We start from the raw sequence: 19,101 nt of genomic DNA, 5'->3' as shown, positions 1-19,101 counted from the left end.
CACGAAACCGAAGCCGGCATAAAGGCCACGAGCTGCCGCATTGTCCGGCTCGTAGCAGATCGATCGCCCACGCCGGCTCTCTCGTCACGGGGCGTGTCCGGTTTCCGCCGCGCGGGGATCGATCGGTGTCACGACGCCATAGAGCTTCGCCGGGTTGCCCCGCCAGACCGTGTTCGGTTCCAGCACCTCGCCCTTCATCACGAAGCAGTCGACATCCGCCACGGATCCCTTGCCCATCACCACCGCGTAGTGGACGAAGGCGGCCGGCGCCAGGGTGCAGCCATCGCCGATGCGGATGTAGTCGGACTTGAACGCGCCCTCCTCCAGCGAGTGCGCCTGGATGACGCAGCCCTCGTTGAGCGTCACGTCGTCGCCGATCTCGACCAGCGACCGCTCAGTTATGACGCTGCCCCCGTCATAGAGGCGCCGCCCGACCTTCACGCCGATCAGGCGCAGGATGATCGGCCGAAACGGGGTGCCGGTGAACAGGCCCATGATCGGCGAATCCGACAATTTCCAATGGCGTTCGTGCCGCCAGAAGACAGGATCGTAGATCGTGGCCATTCGCGGCTTCAGCCGGCGGAAACCGAGGCTGACGCGTTCGAGGAAGATGTAGAACGGAATTGCAATGGCCGAGGTCAGCACCACCGCCACGAACAGGGCGGTCTGAGCCCACTCGGTGTAGTAGTTCAGCGCCCGATCCCAGATCGCGAGCGTCAGGAACAGGATCAGCCACTGCGCGGCCACGAACAGCACCGCGGTCACCAGATTGTGGAGGTTCTTCAGCGGCAGGCGGCGATGGCGCTCCTTGTCGGAGATCAATCCGAGAAGCTCCTTGTCGCGATTGACCATCCGCGGGATCTCGAAGGGCGGTGAGCCCAGCAGCCCGACATTTTCCCGGAGGGGGCCGTCCACCGGGATGTGGACTTTCGTGCCGAGCAGGACATTGTCGCCGGTGCGGGAATCCGGTGAATAGATGATGTTGTTGCCGAAGAAGTTGCGCTCGCCGACCCGCGTGTGCTCGAGGCGGAAGGAGTTGGCCGACTTCTGCATGTTGACCATGAACAGGCCGTCGGACACCATCGTGTGCGAGCCGATCTCGCTCAGCTGCGGGTTCTCGTGCCGCTGGTTGGTGCCGAAGTTCGAGCCGGTCTGATCCACCTTGTTCAGCCGCCAGCCGATGGCGCGCAGATAGTAGACGATGGCCGAGCTGTCGCCGAACAGGACGTTCAGCAATCGCACGTTGCTGACCAGTTCCAGCATCGATTGCAGCCAATAGTGAAAGCCGTAGAGCGAATAGTTTCGGCCGGGCTTCAGCATGAGGTTGAACAGCCGCGGCACGATCGCCGCCAACAGCACGCCGCCGACGATGAAGCCCGCCACCGTGACCGTGGTGCCGATCGCCACGATGCCGATGGTCTCCTGATAATCGTCGCCGACATTTTCCCAGTAGGTGTGGAACAGGAGCGGGAACGGCGTGACGACCGCGAAGAGGATGAAGAGCTGGATCGCCTCGTAGATGAACCGGCGCACCCTCGAAAGCGGCACGTTGGGGACCGTGCAATAGTTCGCCTCGGTCGGGATCGCCGGCGATCCGTGCCAACGCTCGCCGGCCGGAATGACCTGTCCGCGATGCAGCGAGGAGGCGTGGCCGAGCTGCGCGCCGTCGCCCATGCGCGTGTCGATGTCCAGGGTCGAGCCGACGCCGATGAAAGCGTCGTTGCCGATGTCGACGGCGCCGGTATGGATGTAGCCGGCCTGGGCGCGGAAGCCGAGGATCATCGAATCCTTGCGCAGGACCGAGTTGTCGCCGATCGTGATCAGGTCGGTGCAGACCGGAACCGAGCGGCATTCGATGACCGTGCGATTGCCGAGCCGCGCGCCGAGCAGGCGCAGATAGAGGCTGTAGAGCGGGCTGCCGCGGAACAGGACGACCGGCGCCGAGCGGACCAGTGTCTTGACGATCCAGAAACGATAGTACCGCCAGCCCCAGATCGGGAACGTCTCGGCCTTCCAGCGGCCGACCAGCAGCCATTTGGCGACGATGGCGAAGCCGCTGAGCCCGAAGAACACGCCGGCCGACAGAAGGACGCAGCGCAGATAGAGGAGCTGCGGGTCGTCCAGCGCGTCATAGACCCAGTTGAGGCCGTCATTGATCACCCAAAGCGCGACATAGCTGTAGAGCGCGTAGAACAGCAGCTGCCCGAACCCTGTCCCCCAATAGGCAAGGTTGGAGGCGCGATGCGTCAGCATCGGCTCGCTCGCGGCAACCGCGGCCATCTGCGGCGCGCGCAGGTGATCGGCGAGCTTCGCGACCGTCGGATGCAGGTAGATGTCGCGCATCGAGGTCGTCGACCAGTCCTTGCGGGAACGGATGCGCGCGCAGAACCGGGCCATCAAAAGCGAGTTCGCGCCGAGATCGTCGAAGAAGTGGTCCTCGATGGAAATGTCCTCGAATTTCAGCACGTCCGCCAGCGTGTCGACGAGAAACTTCTCGTCTTCGTTCCGAGGGTCGATCATCGCATGGCCGGCGGCGACGCGCGCGCTGGTCGGCTTCGGCAATTTCCGCAGGTCGACCTTGTTGGAGACCGTCATCGGGATGGCGGGCAACTGTTCCAGATAGGCTGGAACCATGTAGTCGGGCAGCCGTCGCTTCAGCTCCTGCACGAGCAGTGTGCGATCCACTCCCTCCGCACCGCTCTTGGGCGCGTAGTCCTCCGCACCGCTCTTGGGCGCGTAGTAGCCGACCAGCTCCGTGCGTTCGGGTTCGATCTCCCATGTCGTGACCGCCGCTTGCGCGATGTCCGGCTGATCCAGCAGCACGGCCTCGATCTCGCCCAGCTCGATGCGATAGCCGCGGATCTTCACCTGGGTGTCGATGCGGCCGTGATATTCGATCTCGCCCTTGTCGTTGATGCGGCCAAGGTCTCCCGTTCGATAGAGACGGCCACTGGGGTTGTTCGACAGACCGATGAAATCAGGGATGAATTTCTCGTCGGTCAGTTCCGGCCGGTTGAGATAGCCGACCGCCACACCCATGCCGCCGATGCAGATTTCGCCGAGCTCGTCGCCGCTCAGCACCTGCGGCCTTTTCGGGTCGAGAATGGCTATCGAATAGGTTGGCAGCGGCCTGCCGATCGTCACCGGCTCGTCCGGCGTCAGCAACGCCATGGTCGCGGTGACGGTCGCTTCCGTCGGGCCATAGGTGTTCAGGATCTGGCGGCCGGGCCTGGCCCAGCGGACCACGAGCTTGTGCGAGCAGGCCTCGCCGCCGACCAGGATCGCGCGCAGGCTCGGCGCGTCGCTGTCGATCGAGGAGAGCAGCGTCGGGCTGCACGCCATGCACGTGATGTCATGATCGCGCAGGAAGCCGGCCAGCTCCTCGCCCACGAGCGGCTGCTGGCCGGGCGCCGGCACGACGGTGGCGCCGGCGGCGAACGGCACCCAGATCTCTTCCGAGGAGAAGTCGAAGGCAATGGTCATGCCCTGGTACACGCGGTCGCCGGGCTGATAGCCGTAGGACGCCGCGGCGACACGGATGAAGTTGCAGAAGCTCTGATGGGTGATGACGACGCCCTTCGGCTTGCCCGTGGTGCCCGACGTGTAGAGGATGTAGCAGGTCTGATCCTGGCTGGTGTCCGGCAAGGGCGCCGTTTCCGGCTGAAGCGCGATTTCGGACTCCGCGGAGTCGATCGAGATATGCGGAACCGGCAGGCGCGCCACGCGCGCCGCATAGCCGGAGACGCTGATCACCATCGTGACATTGGCGTCCTCGATGATCATCACCATGCGATCTTCGGGGAACGCGGTGGCGAGCGGGACGAAAGCCGCCCCGGCCTTCATCACCGCCAGCATGGCGATATAGGTTTCGGCGGAGCGGTCCAGCAGCAGGCCGATCCTGTCGCCCGGCCTCACGCCGCGCTCGATCAACAGGTGCGCAAACTGGTTGGCGCGGTTGTTCAACTCACGATAGGACCAGGGCCGGCCGTCGGAAATGACCGCCGGTACGGCATCGAAACGGCTCGCCAGATCGCCGAAGAAGCGGTCGAGCCGCTCATGCGGCTCGCCCTTTTGGATGAAATCGGCGCCGATGAGGATCTGGCGGCGGGCGGGCGATCCCGCCATTGCATTGGCCTGGCGGGAGTTTTGCCGGGTGGGCTTGGTTGCGTCGGTGAGAGACATTGGGGACCCCGCGAGCTCGTGTTCGCTCGCACATGCGGTGATTGGCAAAATGACAATAAATTGGTGAGGTAGGACCAGTTGTCCCCTCGTGGCCGACCGGCTTGGCCGGGCGTCTCGGAACGGAGCTGGACCGATTTCCGCGAGCGCTATGCTGCTGCTCTGATGGCCGATCCATGACGATCAGGCGACCTCACGATCATTTGATGAGGTCGTGTCTCATGCGGCGATCGATTGCCGGACTTCGTCCTCAGCCGGCCGCCTTTGCCGCGGCCCGCCCGGCGCTGCGGCCGGAGAAGATGCAGCCGCCAAGGAAAGTGCCTTCCAGCGCCGCATAGCCGTGCACGCCGCCGCCGCCGAAGCCCGCCGCTTCGCCCACCGCATAAAGCCCCGGCACCGGCTGGCCCTCGGCGTCGAGCACGCGGCTGTCGAGGTCGGTCTGCAGGCCGCCAAGCGTCTTGCGGGTCAGGATATTGAGGCGCACCGCGATCAGCGGGCCGTTCGCCGGATCGAGCATCTTGTGCGGCCTGGCCGTGCGGATCAGCTTGTCGCCGAGATAGGCGCGCGCGCCGCGCAGCGCAGTGACCTGCGCATCCTTGGAGAACGGGTTGTCGAGCTGCATGTCTCGGGCGCGGATCTCGCGCTCGACCTGGGCGACCTCGAGCAGCGGCTCGCCGCCGGCCAGCGCGTTCATGCGCGCTACCAGCTTCGAAAGGTCGGGCTCGACTATGAAATCCTCGCCCTTTTCCATGAAGGCTTTCACCGGACCGGGAATGCCCGACGTGGCGCGGCCCAGCACCTGCCGCCAGCTTTTGCCGGTGAGGTCCGGGTTCTGCTCCGAGCCCGACAGCGCGAACTCCTTCTGGATGATCTTCTTGGTCAGGATGAACCAGGAATAATCGAAGCCGGTGCCCATGATGTGGCTGAGCGTGGCAAGTGTGTCGAAGCCGGGATAAAGCGGCACCGGCAGCCGTTTTCCGCGCGCGTCGAGCCAGAGCGATGACGGGCCGGGCAGGATGCGGATCGCGTGCTCGCTCCAGATCGGCGCCCAGTTCTTGATGCCCTCGACATAGTGCCACATGCGGTCGCGGTTGATGATCGACCCGCCGGCCTGTTCGGTGATGGCCAGCATGCGGCCGTCGACATGGTCCGGCACACCGGCGATCATCCGCTTCGGCGGCGCGCCCAGCCGCGCCGGCCAGTTCTTGCGCACCAATTCGTGATTGCCGCCGATGCCGCCGGAGGCGACGATCACCGCCTGCGCCCGCAGCTCGAAATCGCTGACGATCTCGCGCGAGCTTTTATGCCCGCGCTCGACGCTGCTTGGCTTGAGAATGTCGCCGCGCACGCCGGTCACGGTCTTACCGGTCCGCGTGATTTCATTGACCCGGTGGCGGAACCTGAATTGGACGAGCCCGCGCTTTTGCGCTTCGCGCACACGCAGCACGAAAGGCTCGAGCACGCCGGGGCCGGTGCCCCAGGTGACGTGGAAACGCGGCACCGAATTGCCGTGGCCGGTCGCATTGCCGCCGCCGCGCTCGGCCCAGCCGACGACCGGGAAGAACTTTATCCCGCGCTGGATCAGCCAGGAGCGCTTCTCGCCGGCGGCGAAGCCGACATAGGCTTCCGCCCATTTGCGCGGCCAGAAATCCTCCGGACGGTCGAAGGCGGCGGTGCCCATCCAGTCCTCGAGCGCCAGGTCATGCGAATCGCGAATGCGCATGCGCCGCTGCTCGGGGGAATCGACGAGAAAGAGTCCGCCGAACGACCAGAAGGCCTGGCCGCCCAGCGATTGTTCCGGCTCCTGGTCGACGATGATGATCTTCTTGCCGGCGTCGGCAAGTTCTGCCGCGGCCACGAGGCCCGCAAGCCCGGCGCCGACAATGATGACGTCCGCGTCAGCCATGTTTTCCTCCGCCAAAATCCGCCGTTCGGCGACTGTCTCAGACGGGCTCCCAGCCGTCTTTCTCGCCGGCGCGGAAGATGGCGTCGATGACTTTCTGGTTGAGCACCGATTCCTCCAGCGTGAAGACGCGTTCCTTGCCGCCCTGGGCGGCGCGCACGAAGGCCTCGCATTCCAGCCGGTACTGCTGCGTGCCGGGGAAGCGGAACACCTGCGCCTCGGTATGGTTCTGGTTGTGCAGCTCGACGCGGTGGTGGTCGTAGAGCCCGGCGTTGAAGGGCGAAAACACCTCGATGAAGCCTTTCTCGCCGTGGAAGACCATCACCTGGCGCGCCGCCATCTGCGTCGAGAGATAGAAGGACAGCTCGAAGTCGCCGAAATCGGCGCGGATCGAGGAAAAGATGTCGGTGCCGAAGGTCTTGTCGCGCTCGATCGTCGCCTGCACGCGGCGCGGCTCCTTGCCGGTCGAGAATCGCGTCGACACCGTCGGATAGACGCCGATGTCGGGCAGCGCGCCGCCGCCGAGGTCGAGCTTGTTGCGCATGTTGTTGGGGTCGACATTGTAATAGGAGAACGCGCCCTGCACATGGCGGAGCCGGCCGATGGCGCCGCCGGCGATAAGGTCGCGCACCTTGATCCATTGCGGGTGATAGACGACCATGAAGGCCTCGCAGACCTGCACCTTCTTTTCGTCGCGCAGCTTGATCAGCGGCGCGATGTCCCTGGCGTCGAGCGCCAGCGGCTTCTCGACCAGCACATGTTTTCCGGCTTCGATCGCCTTGGCCGTCCACTCGACATGCTGCGAGGTGGGCAGCGGGATGTAGACGCCGTCGACCTCCTTGGAGGCAAGCAGCTCCTCATAGGAGCCGAAGGCATGGCGGGCGCCGAAGCGGTCGGCCAGCGCGCTCGCCTTCGACAGGTCGCGGCTGGCGATCGCCGACAGCACGCCGTTTTCCGAGTCCACAATTGCCGGCAAAAGCTGCTCGCGGCCGATCTTGGCCGTCGACAGAACACCCCATCGGAACATTGTGCTTCTCCATGTCGATTTACAGGCGACGAGGTTTGCCCGAAATCGGCGGAAAAGCCAATGCGAGACGCTGGTCGCAAAGCGCCATCGTCATCCTCAGGCTTGACCAGGCTTGACCCGAGGATCCATTCCGTGACCTGTGACGTAAAGTGCAACGGTCAGAATTCTGTAACCGTTGCAACGCTTTAGCGTCACGGAATGGATCCTAGGGTCTGCGCGCGTCGCTTCGCTCCTTGCTTCGCCCTAGGATGACGAACCCGAGGAGGCGGGGCTTAGAACTAGCCCCTTCTCCCCATCAGCGTCATGTCGAAGTCGACGACGTTGGAATAGAGCGGCGTACCGACATCCATGCCGTAGCGCGATCGCAGCACCTTGCCTGTGACATGGAATTTGATCGTGCCGGACTTAAGCGCGTCGAGCTCGGCGGTGAATTTCTCCGAGAACGTCTTGCCGCGCGCGGTCAGCCTGCCGGTCACCAGCGCGGTCGTGTCGCCGGTGCGGGTCACGTTTGTCGAGCGGAACTGGATCTCCGGATTGTTGGCGCTGTCGAACACCGCGTCTGAGCGCAGGAAGGCGTCGATGCGGCCCTGTCCGGTGCCGACGCTTTCCGGATAGATGGTGAGGTCGACCTTCGAGCGGCCGACATCGGCATTGTCGATGCGGATCGTGCCCTTGAAGCGGCCGAAGGCGCCGTCGAAGCCGCCGCCGCCCGCCTTGCCGATGGTGAAGTGGATGCTGGAGCCCGCCGGGCTGATCGTGTAGCTGCCGGCGGCGTCGCTGAGGGCCACTGCCGCGACGGCGGGCACGGCAAGGCAAGCGGCAAAAGCCGCAAATCCGAGGATGCGCGCATGCATGGAAATCTGTCCTATCCTGAGCCAGCGCATTGCTGTCTTCCCGCCACCAACGAACGGGCTGCCCGCTCTATTCCCGTCCTGACGAAGGCGTGATTATGCGCGCCAGCACGGTGTCGCGCAGCAGGAAATGGTGGCGAAGTGCGGCCGCGACATGCAGCGCCACCAGCGCGATGCCGGCATAGGCGAGGTACCAGTGCGCCGCCGTCCAGAAGCTTTCCGCCGCGTCGGATTCGCTGAGCGGCAGGTCGGGCATGACGAACAGGTTGAACGGCATGGTCGGGATTTCCAGCGTCGAGACCGAAACCAGCGCCCAGCCGGAGACTGGCAAGGCGACCTGGAACGCATAGAGCGTGAAATGCGCCAGCGGCGCTGCCCTGCGTTCCAATGTGCCGACCGAAGGCGGAAGCGCCGGCGCTCGATTGCCGAGCCGCCAGGCGACGCGCAGGATGATCAGCCCAAGCAGCAGGAAGCCGAAGGATTTGTGCAGCTGGATCAGCTCGAAGGACGTCCGCTGGCTTTCGATCCGCATCATGACGAAGCCGAGCACGAACTGGCCTATGAAGATGATGCCGATCAGCCAGTGGAGGATGATCATCGCCCAGCCATAGCGGGTTGTGGTGTTGGTGATGGATGCCTGCATGGTGCGCAAACGCTCCTGCTTCCGGCTTTCTTCCGGGCTCCTTACCCTCCCCCTTGTGGGGAGGGTCGATCCGCATCGCGGATCGGGGTGGGGGTCCTCGTAGGCGCTACCCCCCGCCCCGTCTCGCAATCTCCGCTTCGCTGCGCTTGCGAGCCGACCCTCCCCACAAGGGGGAGGGTGGACCCTACCCGCCCACCTTGAAGAAATCGACGAAGGCCCGCAGCGCCGGCCGCATCTGGCGCCGGCTCGGATAATAGACGAAGAAGCCGTCGAAGGACGGGCACCAGTCCTCCAGCACGCGGATCAGCCGGCCGTCGGCGAGCGGGGCCCGCACGTAGGGCTCGAAGACGAAGGCGAGGCCTGCGCCGTCGACCGCCGCCTGGGCGATCAGATGGTCCTCGTCGAGGATCAGCGGCCCTTGCGCGGCGATTTCTATTTCCTTGCCGTCCTTCTCGAATTCCCAGCGATAGAGGATGCCGCTGGAAAAGCGGAAGCGGATGCAGCGGTGGTCGGCCAGCTCGTGCGGGTGTCGCGGCTTCGGCATGACCTCGAAATAGGACGGCGCGCCGACGACGGCGCCGCGAAGGTCGGGCCCGATGCGCACCGCGATCATGTCGCGCTGCAGGCTTTCGCCGAGCCGCACCCCGGCGTCGAAGCCGCCCTCGACCACATCGGTGAAGCGGTCCTCGATGACGATCTCCAGCACGATATCGGGATAGGCGGCTGCGAAGGCGGCGAGCCGCGGCGTCAGCACCAGATGCGCGGCGGTGCGCGGCAGGCTGAGCCTGAGATTGCCGGCCGGCCGGTCGCGCGCCTCGACCGCCGTCTCCAGCGCCAGGTCGATCTCGGAAAGCGCCGGCCGGAGCCGTTCCAGGAGCTGCGCACCTTCCTCCGTCGGCGCGACGCTGCGCGTGCTGCGGGCCAAGAGCCGCACGCCGAGCCGGGCTTCCAGGCTCGACACCGCATGGCTGACCGCCGATGGCGCGATGCCGAGCTCGCGCGCGGCGCCGCGAAAGCTGGCGCACTGGGCGACGGTCGCGAGCACCGCGAGCTGGGAAAGGTTCGTTCGGTTCATTGATCTATCTTTTAGAACAAGCCGTACGAAAGTAGCCGGATTATCGAACGAGATGCAAGGCGCTTATCTCCCTCCCATCGCAACAAGGAGATGCGCCATGCAAAACCGCAAACTTGGAACTGAACTCGAAGTCTTCCCCGTCGGCCTCGGCTGCATGGGCATGAGCTTCGGCTATGGCGGCCAGCCGGAAGCCGAGGCGATCGCCACGCTGCGCCGTGCCGTCGAGATCGGCGTCACGTTCTTCGACACCGCCGAAGTCTATGGCCCTTATGAAAACGAGATCCTGCTCGGCAAGGCGCTGAAGCCGGTACGTGACCAGGTGACGATCGCCACCAAATTCGGCTTCAAGATCCTGGAGGAAGGCACCGGCACCGACCGCATGGCCGGCGTCGACAGCCGCCCCGAGCACGTCAAGGCCGTGGCGGAAGCCTCGCTGAAGCGCTTGAACACCGACGTCATCGATCTCTACTACCAGCACCGGGTCGACCCGAACGTGCCGATCGAGGATACGGTCGGCGCCATGGCCGAGCTGGTACGCGCGGGCAAGGTGCGCGCTCTCGGCCTCTCGGAGGCAAGTGCGGCAACCATCCGCCGGGCGCATGCCGTGCATCCGATCGCCGCCGTGCAGAGCGAATATTCGCTGTGGAGCCGCGATCCCGAGGACGAGGTCTTTGCCGTCTGCCGCGAGCTCGGCATCGGCTTTGTGCCCTACAGCCCGCTCGGCCGCGGCCTGCTCACCGGCACGATCGCCAAGCCGGACGCTCTCGGCGCCGGCGACTGGCGCCTCGGCCTGCCGCGCTTCCAGGCCGAAGCCATGGCAGCCAACAACGCCGTCATCGCGGTGCTGGAGAAGCTGGCGGCGGAGAAGGGCGTGACATCGGCGCAGCTGGCGCTCGCCTGGGTGCTGCACCAGGGCGATTTCATCGTGCCGATCCCGGGTGCGCGGAAAATCCGCCACCTGGAGCAGAACACGGCCGCGGCCGGGATCGAGCTGAGCGCCGCCGAGGCTGCGGCAATCGGCGACGCGCTGTCGCCCGACAAGGTGGTCGGCAAGCGCTACACCGAAGAGCTGCTGGCGCTGGTGAATGGTTAGACGGTTCAGCTTGCTTTGAGACGCCGGCGGGACAGCGCACCCTCTGTCCTGCCGGACATCTCCCCCACTTGGGGGGAGATTGGCTGTCACCGCCGCTTTCGCCAATTACGACCGTTTGAAGGAAAGGCGCGGCGCCAAAGCTGCTGATCTCCCCCCTTGTGGGGGAGATGCCCGGCAGGGCAAAGGGGGGCGCCTCGCGCTTACATATCCTACCAAGGCACGACGCTAATCTCCGGCCAACACTCCCTCGCACGCGCCCCCTTCGCCTCATGCGTCCGCCGATTGTCCATCGCCCGGTTCGGCGTGATCCGGAACGAGAAAATGTCGTCGAGCCCGAACGGCGCCACCAAATCCAGCTCGCCGCCGTCATCGAACCGCACCCCGACCGCATGCGTCTTCGATGCGAAGAAGCTGATGGACTCGCTTGCGTTGCGATATTTCGGACAGTCCTGCCCGAACTTCTCCGGATACCACAGATGCACGCGCGCCTGGTTGCGCACCTCGACCGGCAGCGTCAGGCCATCGAAATGCCGCGCTGCCCTGCGTATCACCGCGTCCTCGGCCTCGTAGGAGAGGTCGGCGTCGTCGAAATAGAACAGGTCGACATCCTTGATGCCATAGCCTGGCGGCTTGCCGGTCAGATGGTTCCAGACGCTGTTGTAGAGAGCGCCCGAAACCACCAGCCAGTCCGGCAGCGCAAGGTCACGTACTCGCGCCAGCGTTTCGTTGAGCAGCGGGTCTGCCGCGACGATGCCAAGGAAGGCCGCGCGCTGCTCGTCGAAGGCAAGCCCGGAATAGCGGAGATGGTGCATCGCCCTTTGGAGGGCGATTCGCCATCGCTCCGCAATGGCTATGTCCTACGCCCGCAGCACGCCGCCCGTCTGCTTGTTGACGTTCTCGACGATGCGTTTTGCGAGCGCCTCGAAATCCTCGTCGGTCAGCGTCTTTTCGACCGGCTGGATCGACACTTCGATGGCGATCGACTTCTTGGCCGCGCCGAGCGAGGCGCCCTCGAAGACGTCGAACACCGAAACGCCGGTGACCAGCTTCTTGTCGGCGGCCAACGCCGCCCTCACCAGCGCGCCGGCCTCGACCGCCCTGTCGACGACGAAGGCGAAGTCGCGCTTCACCGCCTGGAAGGGCGACAGCTCCAGCTTCGGCTTGGTGCGCGTCGGCTTGGCCTTCGGCTCCGGCACGGCGTCGACAAAGACCTCGAAGCCGCAGAGCGACCCGCCAGCGTCGAGCGTTTCGAGCGTCTTCGGATGGAACTCGCCGAAGGTGCCGAGCACGGTCTTCGGCCCGAGCTTGATTGTGCCTGAGCGCCCGGGATGGTACCAGGCCGGGCCGCCGGGCTCGATCTGCAGCCGGTCGACCGGCGCGCCGCAGGCCTCGAGCGCCGCGATCGCGTCGGCCTTGGCATCGAACACGCCGACCGGAGTGGCATTGCCGGACCAGCTGCGGCCGGAGCCGTCGAGCTTGGCCGTGCCGCGCCGCACGCCGGCGGCAACGCGGCGCTGCTGGTCGGGCAGGTCGCCTTCGTAGGTGCCGGATACCTCGAACAGCGCCACATCGCCGATGCCGCGGTCGGCATTGCGCTGCGCGGCAGCGATCAGCCCCGGCAGCAGCGAAGGCCGCATGTCGGACATGTCGGCGGCGATCGGGTTGGCGAGCTTCAGCCCGTTCTGGCCGCCACCGAACAGCTCGGCGTGCTTCGCCGGAATGAACGACCAGGTGACCGCCTCCATCATGCCGCGCACGGCAAGCGCGCGCTTGGCGGCGCGGGTGCGCACCTGCAGCGTGGTCAGGATCCTGCCGTTGACCGCATCATGCGAGGTCAGCGGCTGGGCCAGGATGTTGTCGACGCCGTGGATGCGCATCACTTCCTCGACGAGGTCGGCCTTGCCCTCGACATCCGGCCGCCAGGACGGCACCTTCACCTCGACGGCGTCGCCGGAGCTGCGCGGCTCGAAGCCGAGCCGCGTCAGGATGCCGAGCGCTTCCTCTCTCGGCACCTCGATGCCGGTCAGCCGCTTCACTTCCGAAAGCGGGAAGAAGATGATCTTCGGCTTGTGGCCGGCATAGCCAGCCACTTCGATTTCCGTCGGCGTGCCGCCGCAGAAATCGAGCACCAGCTTGGTCGCGAGCTCGACGCCGGGCACCATGAATTCGGGATCGACGCCGCGCTCGAAGCGGTAGCGGGCATCGCTGATGATGCCGAGCGTGCGGCCGGTGCGCGCCGTCGTGATCGGGTCCCAGAGCGCCGATTCGATCAGCACGTCCGTGGTGTTCTCGTCGCAGCCCGAATGCTCGCCGCCCATGATGCCGGCGATCGATTCGACGCCATTGTCGTCGGCGATCACGCACATCTCCGGCGTCAGCGTGTATTCGCGCCCGTCGAGCGCCAGCACCTTCTCGCCGTCCTTGGCGCGGCGCACGACGAGATTGCCGGCGACCTTGTTGGCGTCGAAGACGTGCAGCGGCCGGCCGCGGTCGAAGGTGACGTAGTTGGTGATGTCGACCAGCGCGCTGATCGGGCGCAAGCCGATGGCGAGCAGCCGTTGCTGCAGCCATTTCGGCGACGGGCCGTTCTTCACGCCCCTCACCAGCGTCAGCGCGAAGCCGGGGCAGAGCTCCGGCGCCTCGATCTTGACCTTGACCGGGCACATGCCTTCGCCGGCATGCGGCATGATCGCGCCGCCGGTGAGGCGGCCGAGCCCGCTCGCCGCGAGATCGCGGGCGATGCCGTAGACGCTGGTCGCGTCCGGCCGGTTCGGCGTCAGATTGATCTCGATGACCGGATCGTCGAGATGCGCGTAAGCCGCGAAGCTGGTGCCGACCGGCGCGTCCTCGGGCAGGTCGATGATGCCGTTGTGCTCGTCGGAGATTTCCAGCTCGCGCTCCGAGCACATCATGCCGTGGCTTTCGACGCCGCGGATCTTGCCGACGGAAAGCGTCACGTCGATGCCGGGAACATAGGTGCCGGGCGCGGCGAAGGCGCCGATCAGGCCGGCGCGGGCGTTCGGCGCGCCGCACACGACCTGCACCGGCGGCTTGCCGTCGCCGGTATCGACGGTCAGCACGCGCAGCCGGTCGGCGTCGGGATGCTGGACCGCCGTCAGCACCCTCGCGATGACGAAGGGCTTCAGGCTCGCCTTGTCGTCGACATGCTCGACTTCGAGACCGATCGCGGTCAGCCGCCCGACGATCTCGGCGAGCGAGGCGTCGGTCTCGAGATGATCCTTGAGCCAGGAGAGGGTGAATTTCATGGTTGTGTTCCGTCTGGTCTTTGCCCGTTGGGCCATTGTCCGTCTGGCCGGGGCACGCTGGTCCTGAGATGGCGCGGCAGGTCGTCCGGCATGTGCAGGAAGGGCAGTTGCTCGCGCACATGGGCATGCAGCGTCGGCTTGAAATAGGCCGGCATGTCCATCGAACCGAGCGTGAAATAGATGTGGCCCGCCAGCCGCTCGTCGACATAGGCGATCGGCGAGCCGCAGATGCCGCAGAACGAGCGCGTCACCGGGCCGTTCTCGAACGTCTTCAGCGCCTTGCCGTCCAACGCGACCTGGTCGGTCATGAAGCCGACAAAGGCCGACACCGGCGCGCCGCTGGCGCGCCGGCAATCGCTGCAATGGCAATAGCTGATGTGGTGCGGCTCGGCTGACGCTTCGAACCGCACCGCGCCGCAGCGGCAGCCGCCGGTGTGCGGGGCAGTCATGTCGACAGCCCCCCGAACAGCGTCGGCAGGTCGAGCGGGCGGAAGCCGTAATGCGCGAGCCAGCGTACATCGGCGTCGAAGAAGGCGCGCAGGTCCGGCATGCCGTATTTCAGCATGGCGATGCGGTCGATGCCCATGCCCCAGGCGAAGCCCTGGTACTCGTCGGGATCGAGCCCGCCGTGACGAAGCACGTTGGGATGCACCATGCCGCAGCCCAGGATCTCCATCCAGTCGGAGCCCTCGCCGAAGCGCACTTCGCCGGGCCGCGAACGGTCGCACTGGATGTCGACCTCGAGGCTCGGCTCGGTGAACGGGAAGAAGGACGGCCGGAAGCGCATCTTGACGCTCGGCACCTCGAAGAAGGCCTTGCAGAACTCCTCGAGCACCCACTTCATGTTGGCGATGTTGGCGGTTTTGTCGATCACCAGCCCCTCGACCTGGTGGAACATCGGCGAATGCGTGGCGTCCGAATCCTGCCGGTAGGTCTTGCCGGGGATGACGATGCGGATCGGCGGCTTCTGCCGCTCCATGGTGCGGATCTGCACCGGCGAGGTGTGGGTGCGCAAAAGCTTGCGCTCGCCCTTCTCGTCCGGCTGGAAGAAGAAGGTGTCATGCATCTCGCGGGCCGGGTGGCCTTCCGGGAAGTTCAGCGCGGTGAAATTGTAGTAGTCGGTCTCGACATCGGGACCCTCGGCGATGGCGAAGCCGAGATCGCCGAAGATCGCCGCGATCTCGTCGATGACCTGGCTGATCGGGTGGATGCGGCCGCGCTCGGCCGGCGACTGCCGCACCGGCAGCGTCACGTCGAGGGTCTCGGCCGCGAGCCTGGCGGCGATCGCCACGTCCTTCAGTTCCGCCTTGCGCGCCGTCAGCGCTTCGGTGACGCGATTCTTCAGCCCATTGATCGCCGGGCCCTTCACCTGCCGCTCCTCGGCGCTCATGGCGCCGAGCGTCTTCAGCATTTCGGAGACCGAGCCCTTCTTGCCCAGCGCCGAGACGCGCACCGCCTCGATCGCCTGCTCGTCGGCTGCCGAAGCGATATCGGCCATCAGGGAATTTTCGAGAGTTTCCATGTCGCTCATGTTCCGGAACCCGATTGGAAGCAAAGAAAAACCCGCGCCAGCCCTGCCAGCGCGGGTTTCCCAAATCAAGTGTCGAATATGCTTGGGAAGGCGCTGGTTAGGCTACAGCGCTCTCAAACGCATTCGGCGTCGTGTTCTTCAGGTATTCGAGCGCGACCTTGGCCTTGGCGACCAGTGCAGCGAAAGCCTGCGGCTCATGGATGGCCATGTCCGACAGGACCTTGCGGTCGATCTCGATGCCGGCCTTGTTGAGGCCGTCGATGAAGCGGCCATAGGTCAGGCCGTGCTCGTGGGTCGCCGCGTTGATGCGCTGGATCCACAGCGCGCGGAACGAGCGCTTGCGGTTCTTGCGGTCGCGGTAGGCGTACTGCAGCGACTTCTCCACCGCCTGCTTGGCGATGCGGATGGTGTTCTTGCGGCGGCCGTAGAAACCCTTGGCGGCTTTCAGGACCTTCTTGTGCTTGGCGTGGGCGGTGACGCCTCTCTTTACGCGTGCCATGTCATGATCTCCTTAAAACGCTGTTCCGGACCGAAATGCTTAAAGGCCGTTCGGCAGAAAATTCTTGATGACCTTCTTGCCGTCCGGTTCAGCCAGAACCATCGTGCCGCGGGCATCGCGAATGAACTTGTTGGAACGCTTGATCATGCCGTGGCGCTTGCCGGCGGCAGCCGACAGCACCTTGCCGGTGGCAGTAATCTTGAACCGCTTCTTGGCGGCCGATTTGGTCTTCATCTTGGGCATTTTGCTACTCCGTAATGTGGCGCACCATTGCGCTTCTTGTTCGCTTCGGGGCGACCAAAGCCCGAAAAGCAAATGAAACCGCCACGGCATGCCCTGCCGGGCGGTTTTCTTGGAACGGCGGTCCTATAGATCAAACAGGGCGCGCGCGCAACACCTCAACCGATGCGACGGTCTGTCCTGCCGGATACAAACTGCGGCCGGCGGGAACGCGTCGAGCTTCAGGTCAGGCCGAGTCGAAAATTGCGGGTTCCGAGAACCGGCCTACGCCGGCCGTAGCCTTCACAGAGCGAAGAGACTTATGAGGGCTTCGGCCGGCAAAGGCCGGAGCGGAGCGTACTTAAGGTACGTGAGCACCGGAAGCGCAGGAAGCCGCCGTTTGCAGACCGGCCTCACCTGAAGCTCGACCCGTTCCTACGGCAGCCTGAACCACACCGGCAGCATCCCCGACTGCTGCGCGCCGTCGATCAGCTCGAAGGCCGGCAGCGCCACCAGGAACACCAGCCCGTCGAGCAGCGTGTTCAACAAAAGGCGCGGCCTGAAGCTGCCGGTGTCGCCTTCCTGGTAGAGCGAGAGCTTCGGAAAGAAGCGCGGCACGCGCGCCAGATAGGCCTCGTAAGGAGCGCCGAGCGCCTGCCTGAGGAACTTCTCCTCGCGCAGGATGACGATATGGAATGCGCCCGCGCACAGAAGCGCGAACAGGACGATGCCGCTGAACGAGCCGATCTGCGCGCCGACGCCGGCGGCGGCCACGGTCGAGAACACATAGAGCGGGTTGCGGGTGATCGAATAGGGCCCGCCGCTGACCACCTCGGAGGACTTGCGCCCACCGATATAGAGCGTGGACCACAAGCGCCCGACGACACCGAGGAAGATCAAGAGCACGCCGAACATCTCGATCGACTCGTGCATCGGCGTGTCCGGGGGGAAAGTCGACTGGCCGAACAGCAATGCCGCGAACAGCATGACCACCAGCACCGCCAGCACCAGCCTGCGCATCTGCTGGTAGCCGCCCAGTCCGGCAGGCGGGTTGTCGTTGGCGAATTTCACGTCATCGACCATGATTTGCAGTCCGATCGTCGAGGGGTTGGCGGCGATCGGATAAGGCGCCCGGCCGATCGTCGGGACGCCGTGCTCCGCAATTCAGGCGGATTTTGGAGCACGATGCCGTAGGAGCCGGTCAACTCTATTTCCCGAAACCGTGATGGATGCGACCTGTTCGGGAACCGCTCCTATCGGAACAGGCAAGGAAAGGCGAAGGCGCCCGCCGGTCAGCGGGGCGCCAGCACCATCATCATCTGGCGGCCTTCGAGCTTCGGCTCGGCCTCTACCTTGGCGATCGGCGCCACTTCCTCGCGCACCTTGTTCAGGAGCTGCATGCCGAGCTCCATATGCGCCATCTCGCGGCCGCGGAAGCGGAGCGTCAGCTTGACCTTGTCGCCTTCCTCGAAGAAGCGCCGCACGGCCTTCATCTTGGTTTCGTAGTCATGGCTGTCGATGTTCGGGCGCATCTTGATCTCCTTGATCTCGATGACCTTCTGGTTCTTGCGCGCTTCGGCCGCCTTCTTCTGGTTGGCGTATTTCAGCTTGCCGAGATCGAGGATCTTGACGACGGGCGGCACGGCATTGGGCGATATCTCGACGAGATCGAGCCCGGCCTCTTCGGCCAGCAGCAATGCGTCGTTGATGGAAACATCGCCTCGGTTCTGGCCTTCGGCGTCGATAAGCTGGACCCGGGGGACCCGGATGTCTCGGTTGGAGCGCGGACCGTCCTTAGTGGGGGCCGCTGCTTTGAAAGGTCTGCGAATGGTCGTGGTCTCCTCGGCCGTTTCGTTCAGGGTTCTTTGAGTTCAATTGCTTGGACGCGCCTATGTGGTGAGCGCGCGGCCGGAGTCAATAGCACAGCCTCGCCAGGAAATCACCTGCAAGTGTGCCATCGCCTGCACCAAGCGAAGAAACGGCCCGAGCACTTTCCGGCGAACCGCCGGTTGTGCCAAAAGACCGGCCTGGAAGGACAAGGTCATGAACGCCAGCACACCAGTTTTCATCGACGTCGACGGGTCGGAGATCGCCGTCAGGCACGTACCGGGTTCAGCGCCGGGCATCGTCTGGCTGGGCGGCTACAAATCCGACATGCTGGGCACCAAGGCCGAGGCGCTGTCGGCCTGGACGGGTAGCGAAGGCCGCGCCTGTCTGCGCCACGATTATTCCGGGCATGGTGAGTCGGGCGGCGATTTCGCCGCCGGCACGATCTCGAAATGGCTGGCCGAAAGCCTCGCCGTCTTCCGGCGCTTCGGCAAGGGCAAGCAGATCCTGGTCGGCTCCTCGATGGGGGCATGGATCGCGCTGCGCATGGTGGAGGAATTGCGCAAGGCGGGCGACACCAGCGTCGCCGGCCTTGTGCTGCTTGCGCCGGCGCCGGACTTTACTGTCGAATTGATCGAACCGGTGCTGACCAAGGCACAGAAGCGCGACCTTTCGAAAAAGGGATATTTTGAGGAGCCGTCCGACTATTCGGCCGAGCCCTACATCTACACGCGCGCGCTGATAGAGGACGGCCGCGCCAACCGGGTGATGACCGGACCGATCGACACCCATTGCCCCGTGCATATCCTGCAGGGCCTGGCCGATTCCGACGTGCCGTCCGGCCATGCGCTGAAGCTCGCGGCCCTTCTGCCGGCGGACGACGTCACGCTGTCGCTGATCCCCGACGGCGACCATCGCCTGTCCCGCCCCGAGGATCTCGACATGCTCAAGCGCGCCGTCGGCGACATGGTCCAGCGGGTCGCCTGAC

General features: G+C 65.2%; 16 protein-coding genes. 2 read left to right on the top strand and 14 right to left on the bottom strand.

Annotation, left to right across the window (positions count from 1 at the left end; all coding sequences use genetic code 11):
- Positions 1–84: 84 nt before the first annotated feature.
- The 6 genes from EJ067_RS15730 to EJ067_RS15705 form a co-directional block, all read right to left on the bottom strand.
- On the bottom strand, positions 85–4,125 hold the full coding sequence (locus EJ067_RS15730) for a Pls/PosA family non-ribosomal peptide synthetase (protein WP_245468323.1): 4,041 nt from the start codon (positions 4,123–4,125) through the stop codon (positions 85–87).
- A 304-nt stretch (positions 4,126–4,429) separates the two neighbouring features.
- Positions 4,430–6,085, bottom strand: coding sequence for an FAD-binding dehydrogenase (locus tag EJ067_RS15725; protein WP_126086559.1), 1,656 nt, complete (start codon positions 6,083–6,085; stop codon positions 4,430–4,432).
- Between the two features lie 37 nt (positions 6,086–6,122).
- Positions 6,123–7,109, bottom strand: coding sequence for a Gfo/Idh/MocA family oxidoreductase (locus EJ067_RS15720; protein WP_126086558.1), 987 nt, complete (start codon positions 7,107–7,109; stop codon positions 6,123–6,125).
- Between the two features lie 278 nt (positions 7,110–7,387).
- The gene (locus EJ067_RS15715; protein ID WP_126086557.1) at positions 7,388–7,963 is read right to left on the bottom strand and encodes a YceI family protein; all 576 of its coding nucleotides are present in this window, start codon (positions 7,961–7,963) and stop codon (positions 7,388–7,390) included.
- A gap of 67 nt (positions 7,964–8,030) precedes the next feature.
- Positions 8,031–8,603, bottom strand: coding sequence for a cytochrome b (locus EJ067_RS15710; protein ID WP_126086556.1), 573 nt, complete (start codon positions 8,601–8,603; stop codon positions 8,031–8,033).
- A 184-nt stretch (positions 8,604–8,787) separates the two neighbouring features.
- Positions 8,788–9,678 (bottom strand): LysR family transcriptional regulator, encoded by an 891-nt coding sequence (locus EJ067_RS15705; protein WP_126086555.1) that lies wholly within the window; start codon positions 9,676–9,678, stop codon positions 8,788–8,790.
- 97 nt (positions 9,679–9,775) lie between these two features.
- Between EJ067_RS15705 and EJ067_RS15700 the strand changes: the two genes are divergently transcribed.
- Positions 9,776–10,771 (top strand): aldo/keto reductase, encoded by a 996-nt coding sequence (locus EJ067_RS15700; protein ID WP_126086554.1) that lies wholly within the window; start codon positions 9,776–9,778, stop codon positions 10,769–10,771.
- A 209-nt stretch (positions 10,772–10,980) separates the two neighbouring features.
- Here EJ067_RS15700 and EJ067_RS15690 read toward each other — a convergent pair whose 3' ends face one another.
- The 8 genes from EJ067_RS15690 to infC form a co-directional block, all read right to left on the bottom strand.
- Positions 10,981–11,583 carry a nucleotidyltransferase family protein gene (locus EJ067_RS15690; protein ID WP_126086553.1) on the bottom strand — a complete coding sequence of 201 codons (603 nt, stop codon included), beginning with the start codon at positions 11,581–11,583 and terminating at the stop codon, positions 10,981–10,983.
- A 45-nt stretch (positions 11,584–11,628) separates the two neighbouring features.
- The gene (gene pheT / locus EJ067_RS15685; RefSeq protein WP_126086552.1) at positions 11,629–14,037 is read right to left on the bottom strand and encodes a phenylalanine--tRNA ligase subunit beta; all 2,409 of its coding nucleotides are present in this window, start codon (positions 14,035–14,037) and stop codon (positions 11,629–11,631) included.
- Entirely contained in the window at positions 14,034–14,486 is a 453-nt protein-coding gene (locus tag EJ067_RS15680; RefSeq protein WP_126086551.1) for a GFA family protein, read from the bottom strand. The genes pheT and EJ067_RS15680 overlap by 4 nt, the downstream gene beginning before the upstream one ends.
- Complete coding sequence (pheS, locus tag EJ067_RS15675; protein WP_126086550.1) at positions 14,483–15,568, bottom strand: phenylalanine--tRNA ligase subunit alpha; 1,086 nt, start codon at positions 15,566–15,568, stop codon at positions 14,483–14,485. The genes EJ067_RS15680 and pheS overlap by 4 nt, the downstream gene beginning before the upstream one ends.
- Before the next feature lie 97 nt (positions 15,569–15,665).
- Positions 15,666–16,067 (bottom strand): 50S ribosomal protein L20, encoded by a 402-nt coding sequence (rplT, locus tag EJ067_RS15670; protein ID WP_042637600.1) that lies wholly within the window; start codon positions 16,065–16,067, stop codon positions 15,666–15,668.
- A gap of 39 nt (positions 16,068–16,106) precedes the next feature.
- Positions 16,107–16,310, bottom strand: a complete 204-nt coding sequence (rpmI, locus tag EJ067_RS15665) for a 50S ribosomal protein L35 (protein ID WP_027166935.1) — start codon at positions 16,308–16,310, stop codon at positions 16,107–16,109.
- A gap of 411 nt (positions 16,311–16,721) precedes the next feature.
- Positions 16,722–17,369: an isoprenylcysteine carboxylmethyltransferase family protein gene (locus EJ067_RS15660; protein ID WP_126086549.1), complete on the bottom strand. Its 648-nt coding sequence runs from the start codon at positions 17,367–17,369 to the stop codon at positions 16,722–16,724.
- A 209-nt stretch (positions 17,370–17,578) separates the two neighbouring features.
- Positions 17,579–18,115, bottom strand: a complete 537-nt coding sequence (gene infC, locus EJ067_RS15655) for a translation initiation factor IF-3 (protein WP_081482097.1) — start codon at positions 18,113–18,115, stop codon at positions 17,579–17,581.
- A gap of 214 nt (positions 18,116–18,329) precedes the next feature.
- Here infC and EJ067_RS15650 point away from each other — a divergent pair, with 214 nt between their 5' ends.
- Positions 18,330–19,100 carry an alpha/beta hydrolase gene (locus EJ067_RS15650; RefSeq protein ID WP_126086548.1) on the top strand — a complete coding sequence of 257 codons (771 nt, stop codon included), beginning with the start codon at positions 18,330–18,332 and terminating at the stop codon, positions 19,098–19,100.
- Position 19,101 lies beyond the last annotated feature (1 nt).

It is taken from the genome of Mesorhizobium sp. M1D.F.Ca.ET.043.01.1.1 (assembly GCF_003952385.1).
In the GTDB taxonomy this organism is placed as follows: Bacteria; Pseudomonadota; Alphaproteobacteria; order Rhizobiales; family Rhizobiaceae; genus Mesorhizobium.
Note: the sequence above shows the minus strand (reverse complement) of the source record. Positions and strands in the feature narration are given on the sequence as shown.